We start from the raw sequence: 15,408 nt of genomic DNA on the forward strand, positions 1-15,408 counted from the left end.
GAAGCGCTCGCAAAATTGTGGAAACGCTGAAAATCTACAGCGAATGACCGAAAAATCTCGGAAACGCTGAAAATTTATGGTTTTCGGCCGAAAAATCTGCGAAACGCTGAAAATTTACGACTGCTGACGCAGCCGGTCGCGGGGCAAGCGCGCTCCTACGCCCCAGGATGTGGATGCATGACGCCTTTGCGCCAGGCGCAATGCTGTGTTGCGCCTTGCACGGATTCTCTCCACTTCACGCAAAACCTAACCTTCATGGCACTGTTCACTCACGCCTTGCCGGAGCCACCGCCATGAATGCCAGCCTTGCTGTCCCCGCCTCGCCCCCACACACCTTGTCGCGCCTGCTGGTGATGCTATTCGCCTTTTGCTGCGGCGCCATCGTCGCCAACATCTACTACGCCCAGCCGGTGGTCGGACTGATCGCCGCCGACCTGCACCTGAGCGCCGGCAGCGCCGGCCTGATTGTCTCGCTGACGCAGATCGGCTACGCGCTGGGCTTGCTGTTTCTGGTGCCGCTGGCTGACCTGGTGGAAAACCGCAAGCTGATGATCTGCACCTCGCTGGTCGCCGCAGTCAGCCTGTTGCTGGCCGGACTCAGTCAGCAGGGTGGCGTATTCCTGGCACTGTCGCTGTTGATCGGCTTCAGCTCGGTGGCCGTGCAGATGCTGATTCCCCTGGCCGCGCACATGGCGCCGGAACACAGCCGTGGCCGGGTGGTAGGGTCGATCATGGGCGGCCTGCTGCTGGGCATTCTGCTGGCGCGGCCCCTGTCGAGCCTGGTGGCCGATCATTTCGGCTGGCGAATCATGTTCATGGGCGCGGCGCTGGTGATGCTGGGGATCATTGCGTTGCTGTCGTTGCTCATTCCACGTCGCCTGCCTGAGCACCGCGCCAGCTACACCCAACTGATGGGCTCGTTGCTGACCCTGCTGCGCCGTTATCCGCTGCTGCGTCAGCGCTCGCTGTACCAGGCCCTGATGTTTGCGGCCTTCAGCCTGTTCTGGACCGCTGTGCCCATCGAGTTGATGCAGGCGCACGGCCTGTCGCAAAGCCAGATTGCGGTGTTTGCCCTGGTCGGTGCCATTGGCGCCATTGCCGCGCCGATTGCCGGACGCCTGGCCGATGCCGGCCACACCCGCCGCGCCTCGCAGGTGGCCATGGCCCTGGCGCCACTGGCCATGCTGATCGGTGTCAGCCAGCCCGGCGCCAGCCTGTGGGGCCTGGCCCTGACCGGCATCCTGCTGGACTTTGCAGTGCAGATGAACATGGTGCTGGGCCAGCGCGAGGTCTACGCCCTGGACGCGGCCAGCCGCGGGCGGCTCAATGCGCTGTACATGACCAGTATCTTTCTGGGTGGCGCCCTCGGTTCGGCACTGGCCGGCATGCTCTACCAGTCGTTTGCCTGGAGCGGCATTGCCCTGGCCGGCGCGGTACTCCCGGCGCTGGCACTGCTGTTGTTCGCGACCAGGCGGTGATCCTCAAGAACTCTCGCGTACCACCAGCTCAAAACCCAGGTCAACCTGGGTTTCGAGCGTCTGCTCATCAATCAGCGCCAGCAGCATCTGCGCCGCCCGCTGGCCGACCGCCTCACGCGGGGTGCGAATCGAGGTCAGGCGCGGCACCATATGGGCCGACCCCGGCAAGTCGTTGAACCCCACCAGCGCCACCTGTCCCGGAATATCGATGCCCCGGCGCAAGGCTTCCAGCGCCGCGCCCTGGGCCAGGTCGTCGTTGCAGAAGAACACCGCATCCACGTCGGGGTGCGCCTCGACCAACTGGCTGAACAACTCACAGCCCAGGCCGATGGATGAAGGCAACGGTGACATGACGTGCAATTGCGGATCGTCCAGGCCCGCCTCGACCAGCGCCTGACGAAAACCGGCACCTCGCTGCAACACCCGCGGGTCGAGCTGCGCGGCCATGTAGGCCAGGCGTGTACGCCCGCGCGCCAGCAGGTGCCGTGCCGCTTCGGCACCGGCCTGGTGCTGGGAAAAACCGACGCAGTGCGCCTGTTCGGTAATGTCCAGCTCCATCATGTGCACGCACGGCACCTCACTGGCGGCCAGCAGGCGTCGCGCCGCCGGGGTGTGGTCCAGCCCGGTCAGCAGGATGCCGCGCGGGCGGTTGACCAGATGATTGCGCAACAGCTTTTCTTCTTCTGCGGGGTTGTAGTGGTAGTTGCCGATCACCACTTCCAGCCCGCGTGGGCGCAACACATTCTGGATCGCTTCCAGGGTCTCGATGAACAACTGGTTGGACAGCGAGGGCACCAGCACTACTACGGTCGGGCTGCTCGAAGACGCCAGCGCCCGGGCTGCCGGGTTGGCCACGTAACCCAGCCGCTGGGCGGCCGCCTGGACCTTTTCGGCCAGCGCCGGGGCCACGGTAGCCACCCCGCGCAAAGCCCGGGAAGCGGTGATGGGAGAAACGCCGGCCAGGTGCGCCACTTCATTGAGGGTCGGACGGCCAGTGGAGCGGGAACCAATGCGTGCCATGTGTTGCCAACTGAAAGAGGGGTTGCCAAGGTGCCGGGGCGGCACTAAGGTAGCGCTATCTCATCGCCCGTGGCAATGAATTGCGCCTCTCACCTGCTGCCTGCCAGGCACACGGAGATGCGCGATGCGGATATTACCTACAAAAACAACGACAAGCGCTGGAACAGTTCAGCTGGTCTTACGCCCAATGCGCGAAAGACAGCGCTGTCTTCAGCAAGGATGGCCACAGTGACAACAGATACGACTGCTATTTCTGCCTTGGTGATCATGGGCGTTTCCGGTTGCGGCAAAAGTGAGGTCGGCCAGCGTATTGCCGACCACGCTGAAGGCCGCCTGATCGAAGGCGACAGTTTTCACCCGGCTGCCAACATCGAGAAGATGAGCGCCGGCATTGCCCTGGACGATAACGATCGCGCCGGCTGGCTGACGCGCCTGGGGGAAGAACTGGCCCGCGCCGTGGCCAGTGGCGAACGCCCGGTGCTGACCTGTTCGGCGCTCAAGCGCCGCTATCGCGAGCGCCTGCGTGAAGCCGTACCGCAGCTGGGCTTCGTATTTCTCGAACTGTCCCCGGAAATGGCTCGCCAGCGCTGCGCCCAACGGCCTGACCATTTCATGCCTGCCAGCCTGGTCGACAGCCAGTTTGCCGCGCTGGAAAAGCCCGATGGCGAACCGCGCACCCTGGTGGTCGATGCCCGCCACAGCCTTGAGGATATTGGCCGTCAGGCCGCCGACTGGTGGCAGGCTTCACGACAGGGCTAACGCTCGGGCCAGACGCCTGGGCGCAAAAGACAGCGCTACCTTAAATGAACACTCACACGCCCAACCGCTCCATAAAATAATGACAACCGGAGAACACTCATGTTCGGAATGACCCACGAGACCTACCTGTTGGTCGACGCGCTGGTTACGATCGTCGGCCTGGTGATATTGATCACCAAATTCAAGGTTCACCCCTTTGTCGCCCTGACCCTGGCAGCCGGCTTTCTCGGCCTGACCAGCGGCATGCCGGTGGAAAAGGTCATGAAGGCATTCCAGGACGGCTTCGGCGGCGTGCTGGGCTTTGTCGGCATCATTCTTGGCCTGGGCACCATGCTGGGCAAACTGATGGCCGACTCCGGCGGTGCCGACCAGATTGCCCAGACCCTGATCCGCGTCTTCGGCAAGCAGAAGGTGCACTGGGCAATGATGTTTTCCGCCTTTCTGGTGGGCATCCCGCTGTTCTTCGAAATCGGCTTCGTGCTGCTGATCCCGCTGGTGTTCATCGTTGCGCGGCGCACCGGCGTGTCGATCATCAAGATCGGCATCCCGCTGCTGGCCGGTCTTTCGGCCGTACACGGCCTGGTACCGCCACACCCGGGCCCGCTGCTGGCCATCGGCATTTTCGGTGCCGACATTGGCAAGACCATTTTCTACGGCCTGCTGGTCGCCTTGCCGACCGCCATCATCGCCGGCCCCATCTATGGCAAGTGGATTTCCAAATACATCCCTGGCAGCCCCTCGCAAGAGCTGATGGACCAGATCGCCAAGGAATCCAATACCCAGAACCTGCCCGGCTTTGGCATCACGCTGGTGACGATCCTGCTGCCGGTGTTTCTGATGCTGCTCAAGACCTTTGCTGACGTCGTGCTGGCAGAAAACAACATTTTCCGTATCTGGATGGACTTTATCGGCCACCCGATCACCGCCCTGCTCGCGGCCCTGCTGCTGGCTTTCTACACCTTTGGTGCAGCACGCGGCTTTGATCGCTCGCAGATCATGAAAATGCTCGACCACAGCCTGACGCCGGTGGCCGCCATTGTACTGATCGTCGGTGCCGGCGGTGGTTTCAAGCAAATGCTGGTCGCCAGCGGCGTGGGCGATGTGATCGGTCACATGGCCGTGCAGGCGCAACTCAACCCGATCATGCTGGCGTGGCTGGTGGCGGCGGTGATCCGTATCGCCACCGGTTCCGCCACCGTGGCGACCATCACCGGTGCCGGTATCGTCGCACCCGTGGTCGGCATGGTGCCAGGGGTCAACCGTGAGCTGCTGGTGCTGGCCACTGGCGCCGGCTCGCTGATTCTTTCGCACGTTAACGATGCAGGCTTCTGGCTGGTCAAGCAGTACTTCAACATGACGGTCAGCGAAACCTTCAAGACCTGGACGGTGATGGAAACCATTCTTTCGGTGGTCGGCATCATCTTCATCATGTTGCTCTCGACCCTGCTTTAAAGCCTCCGCCTCACGCCTCTACTGCACCCTGGCGGCTGTCGGACAATTCCTCCGACAGCCGCACACTTGCTCAACAACACACTCTGTTCTTGTCGACTGGCGCACACCCCTGTGTGCTGCCCGCTCGATCGCGCTGTTCAAACGCCTGCATAATCGCTGTTTCCTACCTGATATCACCTTCTTCCAATTGAATTATCAGAAACCTCAGGCAATGATGCGTGCAAACGCCTACGCTGAAAGTCGGCGAGGGACTACGCAATCAGGTGCAGTGTCCTACATTGCAATGCGTGCGCAGTGATCATGTCAATCTGGATCCAATCAGGGCTTTTTGCAGCATTTACCAGTAAATACGGGCATTTACAGGATAAAACGGGCAGAATTGGTCCACTCCTGACTGTGTTGATGCAAATCAAGGTGACAGGGTAATGAACCGAGGGAATTAAATTCACCGCTGCAACGTCATACTGATGGACGCATTTGGATGCACTCGGCAACAATCACCACGCAAAGGCAAACGCCAGCCTCTTGATAGAGGCGTTACAAGAGGCCATCAAGGAAAAGATTATGTTGATACTCACTCGCAAAGTAGGCGAAAGCATAAACATCGGTGACGACATCACCGTGACGATTCTTGGTGTTCAAGGGCTGCAAGTACGCCTGGGCATCAATGCACCGAAAAACGTTTCCGTGCACCGTGAAGAAATCTACAAGCGTATCCAGGCAGAACTGGCCCCGACCCAGAACTCCCAATAATTCCTGGCGCTCCCCCCTTGATTCAAGCGATCCACCCGAACGGCACTGCCTGAACAGGTGGATGGCATCACGGCACCCACCAGGGTGCCGTTTTCATTTGTGTTATCGGCTTGCTGTCGCGGTTCCCGCCCGGCAGGCCATTGGTCATTCTGCCGGAACGCCGGCGCTTCCCCTTGAGTCCATCTGAAGCGAACACCCTGTTCGATGCCCGCCCGTTGTGTGCAGTGAGCCGCGCATTTTATCCGTCAACCCGAACGGTGAATGACAATGGCAAACACCCACCAAACGTCTGCGGGCAACACTGCCCGCAAAGAGGGTTCCCTGATCCGGGACCCGCTGGACCCGCTGTACGCTGAAACCGCTGCCAGCGGCGATCGGCTCGCCTCCTCGCCCGCCCCGGCAGACAGCGATACCCAGAGCCTGGCCGGCTATATCGACGAACTGGCCGAGCGCATTGCGCACCTGGCCGACAACCTGCGCAACCAGAATGCCGACCAGGCGCTGCAGCAGGCGGTCAAGATGGCTCAAGACAACCCGACGCTGTTCATGCTGGGCAGTGTTGCGCTGGGCTTTGCGCTGTCACGTACCTTCAGGACCGACAGTCCACAGGCTGGACCCGGCGCGGCTACAGAATCGTCCGATCTGGCCATGCCTTCGACCCCCGCTCAGGAAACCGCCGGCATGGCCTACAACAGCGTGCCGCCCGGACCTGCCAGTACGGCTGACCTCAGCGACCCGGGCGTGCCCACTACCGGGCCCGTTCCGGACCTTCCTGCATCCTCCAGAAAAGGAGTCTGACGATGAGCGACTCTCTAAACACGCCAGGTCCCGACAGCGACACGTCGGTTTTGGGACTGGTGCGCCAACTGGCCCATGAAGTGCCACTGCTGGTCAGCAAGGAAATGGCCTTGGCCAAGGCCGAATTGCGCGAATCGCTGGTGGCCACGCGTAACGGCGCCCGCTCGATCGCCAGTGGCATTGTGCTGTTGCTCGCCGGTCTCGTGGTGGTCTTGCTGGCCGTGGTGCAGATCCTGGCCTGGTACATCGCGCTGTGGCTGGCCGCACTGGTCGTCGGCATCGCGGCGATGATTGCAGGGGCCGTATTGCTCAAGGCCGGCAACCGCCAGTTCGACCTTTCCAACCTGACGCCTGAACGCACCGCCCAGGCCTTGAACAAGGACAAGCAAACCCTCCAGAGGAAAGCATCATGAGCAACGACAGCACGTTTGACACCGCCGCCCAGGCCACCGATCCCGGGCAAAAGAGCCCTGAAGAACTGGAGCGTGAAGTCGACGCCCAGCGCTCCAGCATCGGCCAGATCGTCGATGCCCTGGAGAAAAAGATGTCACCCGGCCAATGGATCGATCAGGCCTTGGCCTATACGCGGCAAAACGGTGGGGAGTTTGTCGGCAACCTGGGGCAGAGCGTGCGGCAGAACCCGCTGCCCACGCTGTTGATGTCGGTGGGCGTGGCCTGGCTGGTGGTCGGCCAGCGCAACACTTCGCCCCGTGCCGGCGGCTCATCCGGCTCACTGCTTGAACCGCTCGCCGACAGCGTCGATAACGTCAAGGGCAAGGTGCAGGCCACGGCTTCGCGCCTGAAGGAAAAAGCCCGTCAGCTGACGCCTGACAAAGGCAGCGCCGAAGGCACACTCAAGATCAAGGGCCAACGCCTGCAGACCGGCGTGAGTGATCTGGCGCATCAGCAGCCGCTGGTCCTGGCAGGCATCGCCGTGGCGCTGGGTGCCGCTCTGGGCCGGAGCCTGCCGCCGGTCGAGCGCAAGTGGACAAGGCACGACCCGCTGCAAACCACCTCGGCGGGTCTGGGTTGAACCAGGGCAGCGGCCCTGCACTGGCAGGGCCGCGCACGGCCTGGTTCAGTCGGCGGCCTCAAGCCGGGCAGCGATGCGGTCCTTGACCAACAGCCGATGCTCCTTGAGCTTTCTCAGTTCCTCGTCACCGATGCCGCCTGCCGGTCCTTTTTCGGCCTTGATGACGTCATCATCGGCTTGCTGGTACTCATGGAGCAACTGCTGCAGACGCTCGTCGCGCTTGCCACGCGCCATGACGTCTTCCCTGCTCAAATGCAAATCCGCGTACAGATCATGTTTGACTGGCATGAATCGGCCTCCATCGGATGAAAAGGAATCCTAAGGGTAGCAGGCCACAGGGTGTCAGCCAGCCAGGCTCAACCTCCACGCCGGCGTCGTACCTCGAAGGCCCGCAGATGGATACACGCCACCTCAAGCATCGACAATCCCCTGGGCGCCACACCCAGCGCCTGACGACGCGCCAGCAGGTCGCCCAGCACATGCTCGCCTTCGGTGGTCGCACCACGCTCGATGTCACGCAGCAATGAAGCACTCAAGGTCGAACCCGGTGTGGTCAGCATTGCCAGGCACTGCTGCTGCGCCTGGGCACTCAAAGGATGACCCGCCGCCAGGGCAATCTGCGCACACTCTTGCAGGGTCGCGACCAACAGCGGCTCGCCGCCGCCAGCCAGCACATCGCCCAGCGCGGCACGCAGGGTACCGGTCACGGCGGCCAGAGTGGCGATAAAGCACCACTTATCCCACATGTCCTGCAAGATGTGCTGGCTGAAACTGGCGTCGAAACCGGCATCGGCCAGCGCTTCAGCCACCCGCAGGATGCGCTGGTTGGACGCGCCGCTGAGTTCACCGAAACGCAATTGATGATGCATTCCCAGGTGCAGGATCACGCCATCGGCATTGTGATCCAGTGATGCCAGGCATTGCCCGCCCAGCACGGCCTGAGGGCCGAAGCGCTCGACAAGCCGGTCCAGGTGAGCCATGCCATTGAGCAGCGGCAGGATCGCCGTGCCCGGTCCGACTGCCGGCGCACAATCGTTGATCGTCTCTTCAAGGTCGTAGGCCTTGCAGGTCAGCACGATCAGATCAAAGGGTGTAGTCAACTGGTGGGCCAGCACACACGGCGGTGACGGATAATGAATATCGCCGTGCGGACTGCGCACCCGCAGGCCGTCGCGCTCAAGTTTTTCAGCGCGGCGTGGCCGCACCAGAAAAGTGACATTACGACCGGCTTCCAGCAGCCGGCCACCGAAGTAACCGCCTACTGCACCGGCACCGACCATCAGAATGCGCATATGAAGTGGCTCTCCCTGGCTTGATCCGAATGGCGTGCATCGGACTTGATGCCCTCAATCGATAGGCATCGGACGATGAAGTTCAACGCGTACAAGAATAGATGACGCAAAAAAAATCCCGACAGCCTGATGACTGTACGGGACAAAGGGGACTGCACCGGCTAAAGCGCGCTCAGCGCTTGCCGGCCAGGCCTGGCAGCAACAGGTGCATGCGCTCATCCAGGACCTGGATCAGGGTCTGCCGGGGATGATCCGCGGCACAGGCCAGCCGTCGCAACCGCGCCTGCAACGCCTCGATCACCACACGGCTGGCATCATGGTGAAATTGCCAGACGCCATAGATACGGCCTTCGAACGACGGCTCGCTGCCCAACTGCGGATCGGCCGCCAGCCCCGAGCCGATGCCGAACAGGTACAGGCCATCCAGCCGCCGCCCTTGCTGGTCCAGCGGACAACCGTTGGCATCGGAATCCAGGCCACCGCGAGCCTGGCGCAACTCGACAGGCGTACCGTCGGCGTGGCTGAGTACAGGCAGTACGGGTTGATAACCGGTGCACTGGATCACCGCACCCGGTTCAGCCAGGGCCTGCGCCGCCCGCTCCAGATCGCCCGGCGGCCCCTGGTGTGTCTGCATGCGTTGCACGCCGACGCCGGTCTTGCCGATACGTGAACGGGCCAGCACTTCGCGGCCAATGTCGAGCGCCCGGTAGCGCAGCCCGCCCGAGCGGTTGACCCGTCCGGACAGCGGGCACACATCCTGTTGCGGGTCGAACTGGCAACCTTCCTCTTGCGCCTGCTCGACCGTTTCGTAGAAAAGCCGGATCGGGGTGCGGTGAATCAGGGTCACTTCACGCAAGCCGGCGAACTCCAGCGCATCGGCCAGATTTTCCAGCACTGAAAAGGCACTGTGCGAACCGCCGATCACGCTGATGCGTTGTCCATTGGCAATGAAGGGCATCAGTTGCTCGCGCAACTGCACGGCATTCATGCGCAAGATGGCGTCCGAGCCCAGGATCCGGGCTGATCGTGAGAGGTGCAGCCCCTGTGCAGCCAGGTGCTCGACCAGATGCCGGGGGTCCTGGCGACCGCCCAGGTTGAGCACCAGGCCCTGGCAATGAATACGCCGCTCGTACCCGGCGGTCTCGACCCGCAGGCACAGTTGACCCGGTTGCCAGATCACTTCGGTGATCGTGGTGCTGTGCCAGATCCTGACGCCATAGTGCTGGACAATATGGCGCAGCACCAATTGCGAAGCCTCGGCCATCAGTTCCCCGGCCTCGGCCAGCGGTGGCGCGCTGTTGGCCTGGCGACGAATGCGCCAATAGGCCGGCGAATACTCCAGCGGCTCGAAAATGTCGGCCAGCCGCGGGTCGCGCAGGCAATCGATGAACACATCGCCCACCGAATTGGCGGTGATGCAGTAATTTCCAAGACTGCCGATGCCCGGGGTCTCGCTGGCGTCGACAATGATCAGGCCATTGCGTGCCAGTTCGGCAAGCGTTCCGGTTTTCAAGGCATTGAACAGAAAGCCCATGCCCGCCACCCCTGCGCCACCGACAACGCAGGCACACGTCACGTGCATATGATCTTCAAACATAGTGTCTTCCTTGGCCTGTTGATAAGAGGTTCCTGTCTTGCGTCATCGGAAGGGCAAGTTCCCGATGCAGGAAACAACAACTTACATTCCTGTGGTGGAGGCTTGTGAATCATCACGTTGCACAACTTCTTTAACCCCGTTGCAGGCCTGTCAAAGTTATAACGCAACGGACAAACGTTTGCGCCACACTCACGCCCCCGACCGGGCGGGCAGTGACTGTAATAAGCAAAGGGAGTTCAAACAATACGCAGCCACGCTACCGCCCCACGCGACAGCGCTTGAGGTGATACCGGTAAAGGCGTTGAGCGGCCGTCTTCAAGGCCATGTGTTGGGCGCGATAGTTACAAAGATTCCGGCACAGTGTCAAATAACCAGCCGGGGCTTGAATACACTTGCAGTGCTAGGCAACGCCCTGATTTTCAGATCAATTTCGCCCAACCTCCGCAAACGGGAAGCGGTCGTGACAGGCACGCGTGGCCCGCCGGCCTGGTTGTTTTTTTAGATGGGTGTTGCGCGGGGCCGCCGGAAACCGACGCCAATAAAATGGCAACGCCGCAGGTCGACACAAGAGCCGTGTCGACCAGGGTGTTCGGAGGTGCTGCGGTGCTTCAGGCGCGACGCGAATAGACCTGGGGACGGCTGACGCTGTCCAGTTCTTCGCGCAGGCCGGCCACCAGGTCATTGATGGCCCGGCTGCTGTCCAGGCGCATCAGGTCAATGCCGGTGACCAGCAGATCGACACGCCCGGTGGTGGGCTCTGCGATCTGAATGGTCATGGAGCGATCCGGCGCAATGGTGCAGGTGCAACTGAGCGGCAGAAAAGCACCTTCAACAATACTGCGTAGTTCGAGCGTAGACAGTCCACAAGCGATCATTTGCTATCTCCTTATTGCGAGCACCTTGAATCATCCATCCGGCGCTTACGCTTATTGGTGTTAATAACAGACAGGCCTCGGGCCTGCCCAACAACGGCCACCGCAGGCAGCGGTTAACTTCAACCCTTATACGCGCTGGCGGCAGCACCGGCAATGAAGTTTCGACGTGCAGCAGAACAACCCGTTATTTATTTGATAACGGACAAAGGAAAATCGTTTCATCTTATAAACAGTTTATTTTTAGCGGCCGGACGAGTAAGACTTGTTAACGTTTGAACAGGGGATGTGAAGCGCAGCGGCCCGCCCCGGACCGGATCTGACTCACCAGATCCGGTGGCAACGCAAGGGCTTATTCCGGCCGTGTCAGACGCAGGTGAATCAGCGCCACCGGTGCGCCTTGCTTGTCACGCCGCTCTTCAATGGAGAATGGCCGAAACCCGAGCCTGGAGTAAAACACCAGCCCGGTGACGTTGTGGTTGTAGCACGAGGAGGTCACTTCACGGGCTTCATGCTTGTCGAAGGCAATCTCGGCCATGCAGGCGATCAGATAACGCCCCACGCCCTTGGAACGCGCGTGGCTGGCGATGATGACGTTACCCAGCGTGCAACGATCACGAAACACGCAACGCACAAAATTGGCGTAGCCGACCACTTCACCATGCAGCTCGACCACGGTGGGGTCGGAGCGCTGCTCCAGCGACTCTTGCAGTTGCGCCGGGGTGAACGGGTACACCGCCTGGGGAAACATGTAGAACAGCTCATCGGGATTCTGAGGAAGGGCACAGACGGCGGCGATGTCTTTTTCTTCCATGGGACGATGTAGGAACATTGCGAATACCTTTTGAAGAAATTGAAGAACACGCGCTGCAGCGGGGGGTGTGAAATCCTGTGACACCGGTTGAATAAACCATATCCCCCCCGGCAGCCGCCAGACTTTTAATCCGTGCAGGCAAAATGACACGCCCCCTGCGACCTGACAACCCGAGCCGCCTGCACAGCCCCTGAAGGGTCGCCAACACAGGATTCTGCAAGGCCGGCAGTCGGTTATCCACGAACAGTCCGTTCGGGCAATATCCTGTAACGCATAATGCCTGTCGTGCGGTGCAATGCCACGGCATAAACAGCCTCTATTTCATTTTGATGAACGGATTGCCTGCATGCCGCTGTCTCGACCTGCTTCTCGCAAATGGCGTCGCCTTGTCCTGGCGCTGATGGCTGTGATCATCATCGGCCTGCCTGTCGGCTGCGTGGTTCTTGAGCGCAAGGAGCGCGAGCTGGTATTTCGCATCGAGCCGGGCACGGCCAGTTGGTACGGCGGCTTGCCCGCCGGCGTTGAAGAACTGGAACTCAAGACCCCGGCGCTGGGCAATAAACAGAATATCCATGCCTGGTGGTGGCCGGCGCCACGCAAGGATGCCGCCACCGTGCTGTACCTGCATGGCTCGCGCTGGAACCTCACCGGCCAGTTGTTCCGTATCGAGCAATTGCGCGCCCTGGGCTTTTCGGTGCTGGCCATCGACTACCGCGGCTTTGGCCAGAGCGTGGGCGAGCTGCCGTCGGAAAAAAGCGTCTATGAAGATGCGCGCATCGCCTGGGAGCGTCTGAAGCTGTTGCAGCCGGACCCCAGCCGACGCCTGATCTATGGCCATTCGCTGGGCGGTGCGGTCGCGGTCGACCTGGCCGCCGAACTGGGCCGTGACGCCGCCAGGAACAACAGCCCGGTGCAGGCACGCGGCCTGATCATCGAGTCGACCTTCACCAACCTGGCAGACGTGGCCACCTCGGTCGCCAGCAGCTACACCTCGTTGCCGGTGCGCTGGCTGCTGTCGCAGAAATTCGACTCACAGGACAAGATCGCCACCATCCACATGCCGGTGCTGATCGTCCACGGCACCGCCGACCGCTATGTGCCGCCGCGCTTCAGCGAAGAATTGTTTGCCGCCGCCGCCGAGCCCAAGAACCTGCTGCTGATCCCCGGCGGTACTCACAACAACAGCATGCGCCTGGGCCGCCAGGCCTACAGCCAGGCCATCCAGGCGCTGCTCAAGACGCCAGCGCCGCGCACCCAGGCCAGCCAGCCCAAGGCCAAAGGTGCTCAGGCCGGCTAATCCAGCTCGATCATCTCGTGAATGCGATTGGCCAAGGCTTCCATGGTGAACGGCTTGGTCAGGATCCACATGCCTGGGTCAAGATGGCCATTGCCGATAATGGCGTTCTCGGCGTAACCGGTGATGAACAGTACTTTCAGTTCAGGGCGCAGCAGGCGAGCGGCATCGGCCAGTTGCCGGCCGTTCATGCCGCCGGGCAGGCCGACATCGGTGACCAGCAGGTCGATACGCACATCGGTCTCCAGAATACGCAGCGCGCTGGCGCCTTCCGGGGCCTCGAGCGAACTGTAGCCCTGGTCGGCGAGCACTTCGCCAACCAACATGCGAATGGTGGGCTCATCGTCCACGATCATGACCGTACGGGTGGTCGTGGCCTTGCGCGCCTCGTGTTCATCCCCGGTTTCCTGCGTTGACTGCTCGACCTCGTCACCATAATGGCGTGGCAGGTACAGGCACATGGTGGTGCCCTGCCCAGGCTCGGAATAGATACGCACCTGCCCACCGGACTGGCGCACGAACCCGTATACCATCGACAACCCAAGCCCGGTGCCCTGCCCCAGCGGCTTGGTGGTAAAGAACGGGTCAAAGGCCCGCGACATGACTTCCGGCGTCATGCCGGTGCCGGTGTCGGTCACGCACAGCGACAGGTACTGTCCCGGTGACAGGTCGCGAAACCTCGACGCGCGCTCGTCGATCCATTTGTTGGCGGTTTCAATGGTGATCCGTCCGCCGCCGGGCATGGCATCGCGGGCATTCAGGCACAGGTTGAGCAGGGCATTTTCCAGTTGCGGCGCATCAATGAAAGTCGACCACAGGCCCACGGCTGTCACCACCTCAACGGTGATGTGCGGCCCTACCGAGCGGCGGATCAGCTCTTCCATGCCCGCCACCAGGCGATTGACGTCCACCGGCTTGGGGTCCAGCGTCTGGCGCCGGGAAAACGCCAGTAATCGGTGAGTCAGTGATGCCGCTCGACGCGAGGCATCCAGCGAGGCAGACACGTAACGTTCGATTTCACCGTAGCGCCCCTGGCTCAGCCGTGTGCGCAACAGCTCCAGCGAGCCGTTGATCCCGGTCAACAGGTTGTTGAAGTCATGGGCGATGCCACCGGTGAGCTGCCCCACCGCTTCCATTTTCTGTGACTGCCGCAGCGCCTCCTCGGCCTGCTTGAGACGCTCCTGCTCCAGCAATCGCTCACTGATGTCATAGGCGAACAGATAGGCGCCGACCATCTGGCCTTCGGCGTTGCGCAGGGGGCTGTAGCGGATTTCGAAATCCCGCGCCGACTCACCGAAACGGGTGATCTCGATGAACTCCTCACCCGCCAGCGCACGCGCCCAGAGCAGACGCACCTGTTCGCGGATACCGGGCTCAGCGTCCAGGGCTTCGAGCAGGCTGTGCCCGACCCGTGGTACCACGCCAAACAGGCGCTCGAATTCCCAGGTCGCCATGGCATTGACCGCCAGCCAGCGGTAATTCAGATCGATCACATGGATGCGGGCATCGGTGCCATTGACCACGTCGGCCAGCACATTGCGCTCGGCCACGGCCTCGCGCACCCGGGTTTCCAGGGTGGCATTCAATTGCTGCAAGGCACGCTCGGCGTTCTTGCGCTGGGTGATGTCCTGAAACAGCACCGCAACCTGATGACGTTCGGCAGGCTCGATACGAAAGGCGGTCAGGGCCAGGTAACGCCCGGTGGCCACCAGCTCGCGCTCGAAACGGATCGGCACACCGGTGCGCAGCACCCCGCCGTACAGCTCGATCCAGCCGTCGGCCTCGGCGCCGACCATCTCGCGCACTTTCTGCCCGACCACGTTCGCAATTCCGGCATGAAAGGCATAGGCCGCGTTGGCTTCTATATGGATGTAGTCGCTCAGGGGGCCGTGCGGGCCATCGAAGAACTCGATGATGCAAAAGCCTTCGTCCATCGAATCGAACAAAAAGCGATAGCGTTCCTGCGAGCGGGCCAGGGCCGCATCGGCCTGTTGGCTGCGCAGCGAGAGCTGGTCGTGCAAGCGGTGGTTTTCGGCTTCCAGGGCGCTGACGCGATGGCGCAGGGCTTGAATATCGTAATCGGTCACAGCGTTACATCCTGAAATTGAGACGCCGGTCCGGCACGGGTGGGGCGGATTACCGCACTGGCAAGACGACAGCAGCACGCTACGAGAAAAACCGTCCGCTGGCAAAGACAATCCAGCCCCTGCGAAGGCACATGGACGCCTGCGTTCATCCGAAAGTGC

15 protein-coding genes are annotated in these 15,408 nt (G+C 61.6%); 8 read left to right on the forward strand and 7 right to left on the reverse strand.

Annotation, left to right across the window (positions count from 1 at the left end):
* Window positions 1–293: 293 nt before the first annotated feature.
* Window positions 294–1,478, forward strand: coding sequence for an MFS transporter (locus DGA31_RS15330; protein ID WP_109513130.1), 1,185 nt, complete (start codon window positions 294–296; stop codon window positions 1,476–1,478).
* A gap of 3 nt (window positions 1,479–1,481) precedes the next feature.
* Here the strand turns inward: DGA31_RS15330 and gntR are convergent, their stop codons facing one another.
* A complete protein-coding gene (gene gntR / locus DGA31_RS15335; protein WP_056838898.1) occupies window positions 1,482–2,498 on the reverse strand; it encodes an HTH-type transcriptional regulator GntR in 1,017 nt (338 codons plus the stop codon).
* 267 nt (window positions 2,499–2,765) lie between these two features.
* On the opposite strand from gntR, the gene DGA31_RS15340 reads away from it, so the two are divergent.
* The 6 genes from DGA31_RS15340 to DGA31_RS15365 all read left to right on the forward strand — a co-directional run bounded on the left by DGA31_RS15340 (window position 2,766) and on the right by DGA31_RS15365 (window position 7,293).
* Window positions 2,766–3,257, forward strand: a complete 492-nt coding sequence (locus DGA31_RS15340) for a gluconokinase (RefSeq protein ID WP_056838895.1) — start codon at window positions 2,766–2,768, stop codon at window positions 3,255–3,257.
* Between the two features lie 99 nt (window positions 3,258–3,356).
* Window positions 3,357–4,709: a GntP family permease gene (locus DGA31_RS15345; protein ID WP_056838893.1), complete on the forward strand. Its 1,353-nt coding sequence runs from the start codon at window positions 3,357–3,359 to the stop codon at window positions 4,707–4,709.
* Between the two features lie 564 nt (window positions 4,710–5,273).
* The gene (gene csrA, locus DGA31_RS15350; RefSeq protein WP_056838891.1) at window positions 5,274–5,462 is read left to right on the forward strand and encodes a carbon storage regulator CsrA; all 189 of its coding nucleotides are present in this window, start codon (window positions 5,274–5,276) and stop codon (window positions 5,460–5,462) included.
* 267 nt (window positions 5,463–5,729) lie between these two features.
* Window positions 5,730–6,260 (forward strand): hypothetical protein, encoded by a 531-nt coding sequence (locus tag DGA31_RS15355; RefSeq protein WP_109513131.1) that lies wholly within the window; start codon window positions 5,730–5,732, stop codon window positions 6,258–6,260.
* A 2-nt stretch (window positions 6,261–6,262) separates the two neighbouring features.
* Entirely contained in the window at window positions 6,263–6,673 is a 411-nt protein-coding gene (locus tag DGA31_RS15360; protein ID WP_109513132.1) for a phage holin family protein, read from the forward strand.
* Window positions 6,670–7,293 (forward strand): DUF3618 domain-containing protein, encoded by a 624-nt coding sequence (locus DGA31_RS15365; RefSeq protein ID WP_109513133.1) that lies wholly within the window; start codon window positions 6,670–6,672, stop codon window positions 7,291–7,293. Before DGA31_RS15360 ends, DGA31_RS15365 begins: the two co-directional genes overlap by 4 nt.
* Before the next feature lie 45 nt (window positions 7,294–7,338).
* Here the strand turns inward: DGA31_RS15365 and DGA31_RS15370 are convergent, their stop codons facing one another.
* The 5 genes from DGA31_RS15370 to DGA31_RS15390 form a co-directional block, all read right to left on the reverse strand.
* The gene (locus tag DGA31_RS15370; protein ID WP_056838883.1) at window positions 7,339–7,581 is read right to left on the reverse strand and encodes a DUF465 domain-containing protein; all 243 of its coding nucleotides are present in this window, start codon (window positions 7,579–7,581) and stop codon (window positions 7,339–7,341) included.
* Window positions 7,582–7,649: 68 nt separating this feature from the next.
* Entirely contained in the window at window positions 7,650–8,585 is a 936-nt protein-coding gene (locus DGA31_RS15375; protein ID WP_109513134.1) for a ketopantoate reductase family protein, read from the reverse strand.
* A gap of 172 nt (window positions 8,586–8,757) precedes the next feature.
* Window positions 8,758–10,182: an NAD(P)/FAD-dependent oxidoreductase gene (locus DGA31_RS15380; RefSeq protein ID WP_109513135.1), complete on the reverse strand. Its 1,425-nt coding sequence runs from the start codon at window positions 10,180–10,182 to the stop codon at window positions 8,758–8,760.
* Window positions 10,183–10,790: 608 nt separating this feature from the next.
* Window positions 10,791–11,057, reverse strand: a complete 267-nt coding sequence (locus tag DGA31_RS15385) for a DUF1652 domain-containing protein (protein ID WP_056838878.1) — start codon at window positions 11,055–11,057, stop codon at window positions 10,791–10,793.
* A 349-nt stretch (window positions 11,058–11,406) separates the two neighbouring features.
* Window positions 11,407–11,886: a GNAT family N-acetyltransferase gene (locus DGA31_RS15390; RefSeq protein WP_056838877.1), complete on the reverse strand. Its 480-nt coding sequence runs from the start codon at window positions 11,884–11,886 to the stop codon at window positions 11,407–11,409.
* 328 nt (window positions 11,887–12,214) lie between these two features.
* Between DGA31_RS15390 and DGA31_RS15395 the strand changes: the two genes are divergently transcribed.
* The gene (locus tag DGA31_RS15395; RefSeq protein WP_161959190.1) at window positions 12,215–13,165 is read left to right on the forward strand and encodes an alpha/beta hydrolase; all 951 of its coding nucleotides are present in this window, start codon (window positions 12,215–12,217) and stop codon (window positions 13,163–13,165) included.
* On the opposite strand, the gene DGA31_RS15400 is transcribed toward DGA31_RS15395, so the two are convergent.
* Window positions 13,162–15,249, reverse strand: coding sequence for an ATP-binding protein (locus tag DGA31_RS15400; RefSeq protein WP_161959191.1), 2,088 nt, complete (start codon window positions 15,247–15,249; stop codon window positions 13,162–13,164). The genes DGA31_RS15395 and DGA31_RS15400 overlap by 4 nt on opposite strands.
* Between the last annotated feature and the right edge of the window lie 159 nt (window positions 15,250–15,408).

The sequence above is a fragment of the Pseudomonas ovata genome (assembly GCF_003131185.1).
In the GTDB taxonomy this organism is placed as follows: Bacteria; Pseudomonadota; Gammaproteobacteria; order Pseudomonadales; family Pseudomonadaceae; genus Aquipseudomonas; species Aquipseudomonas ovata.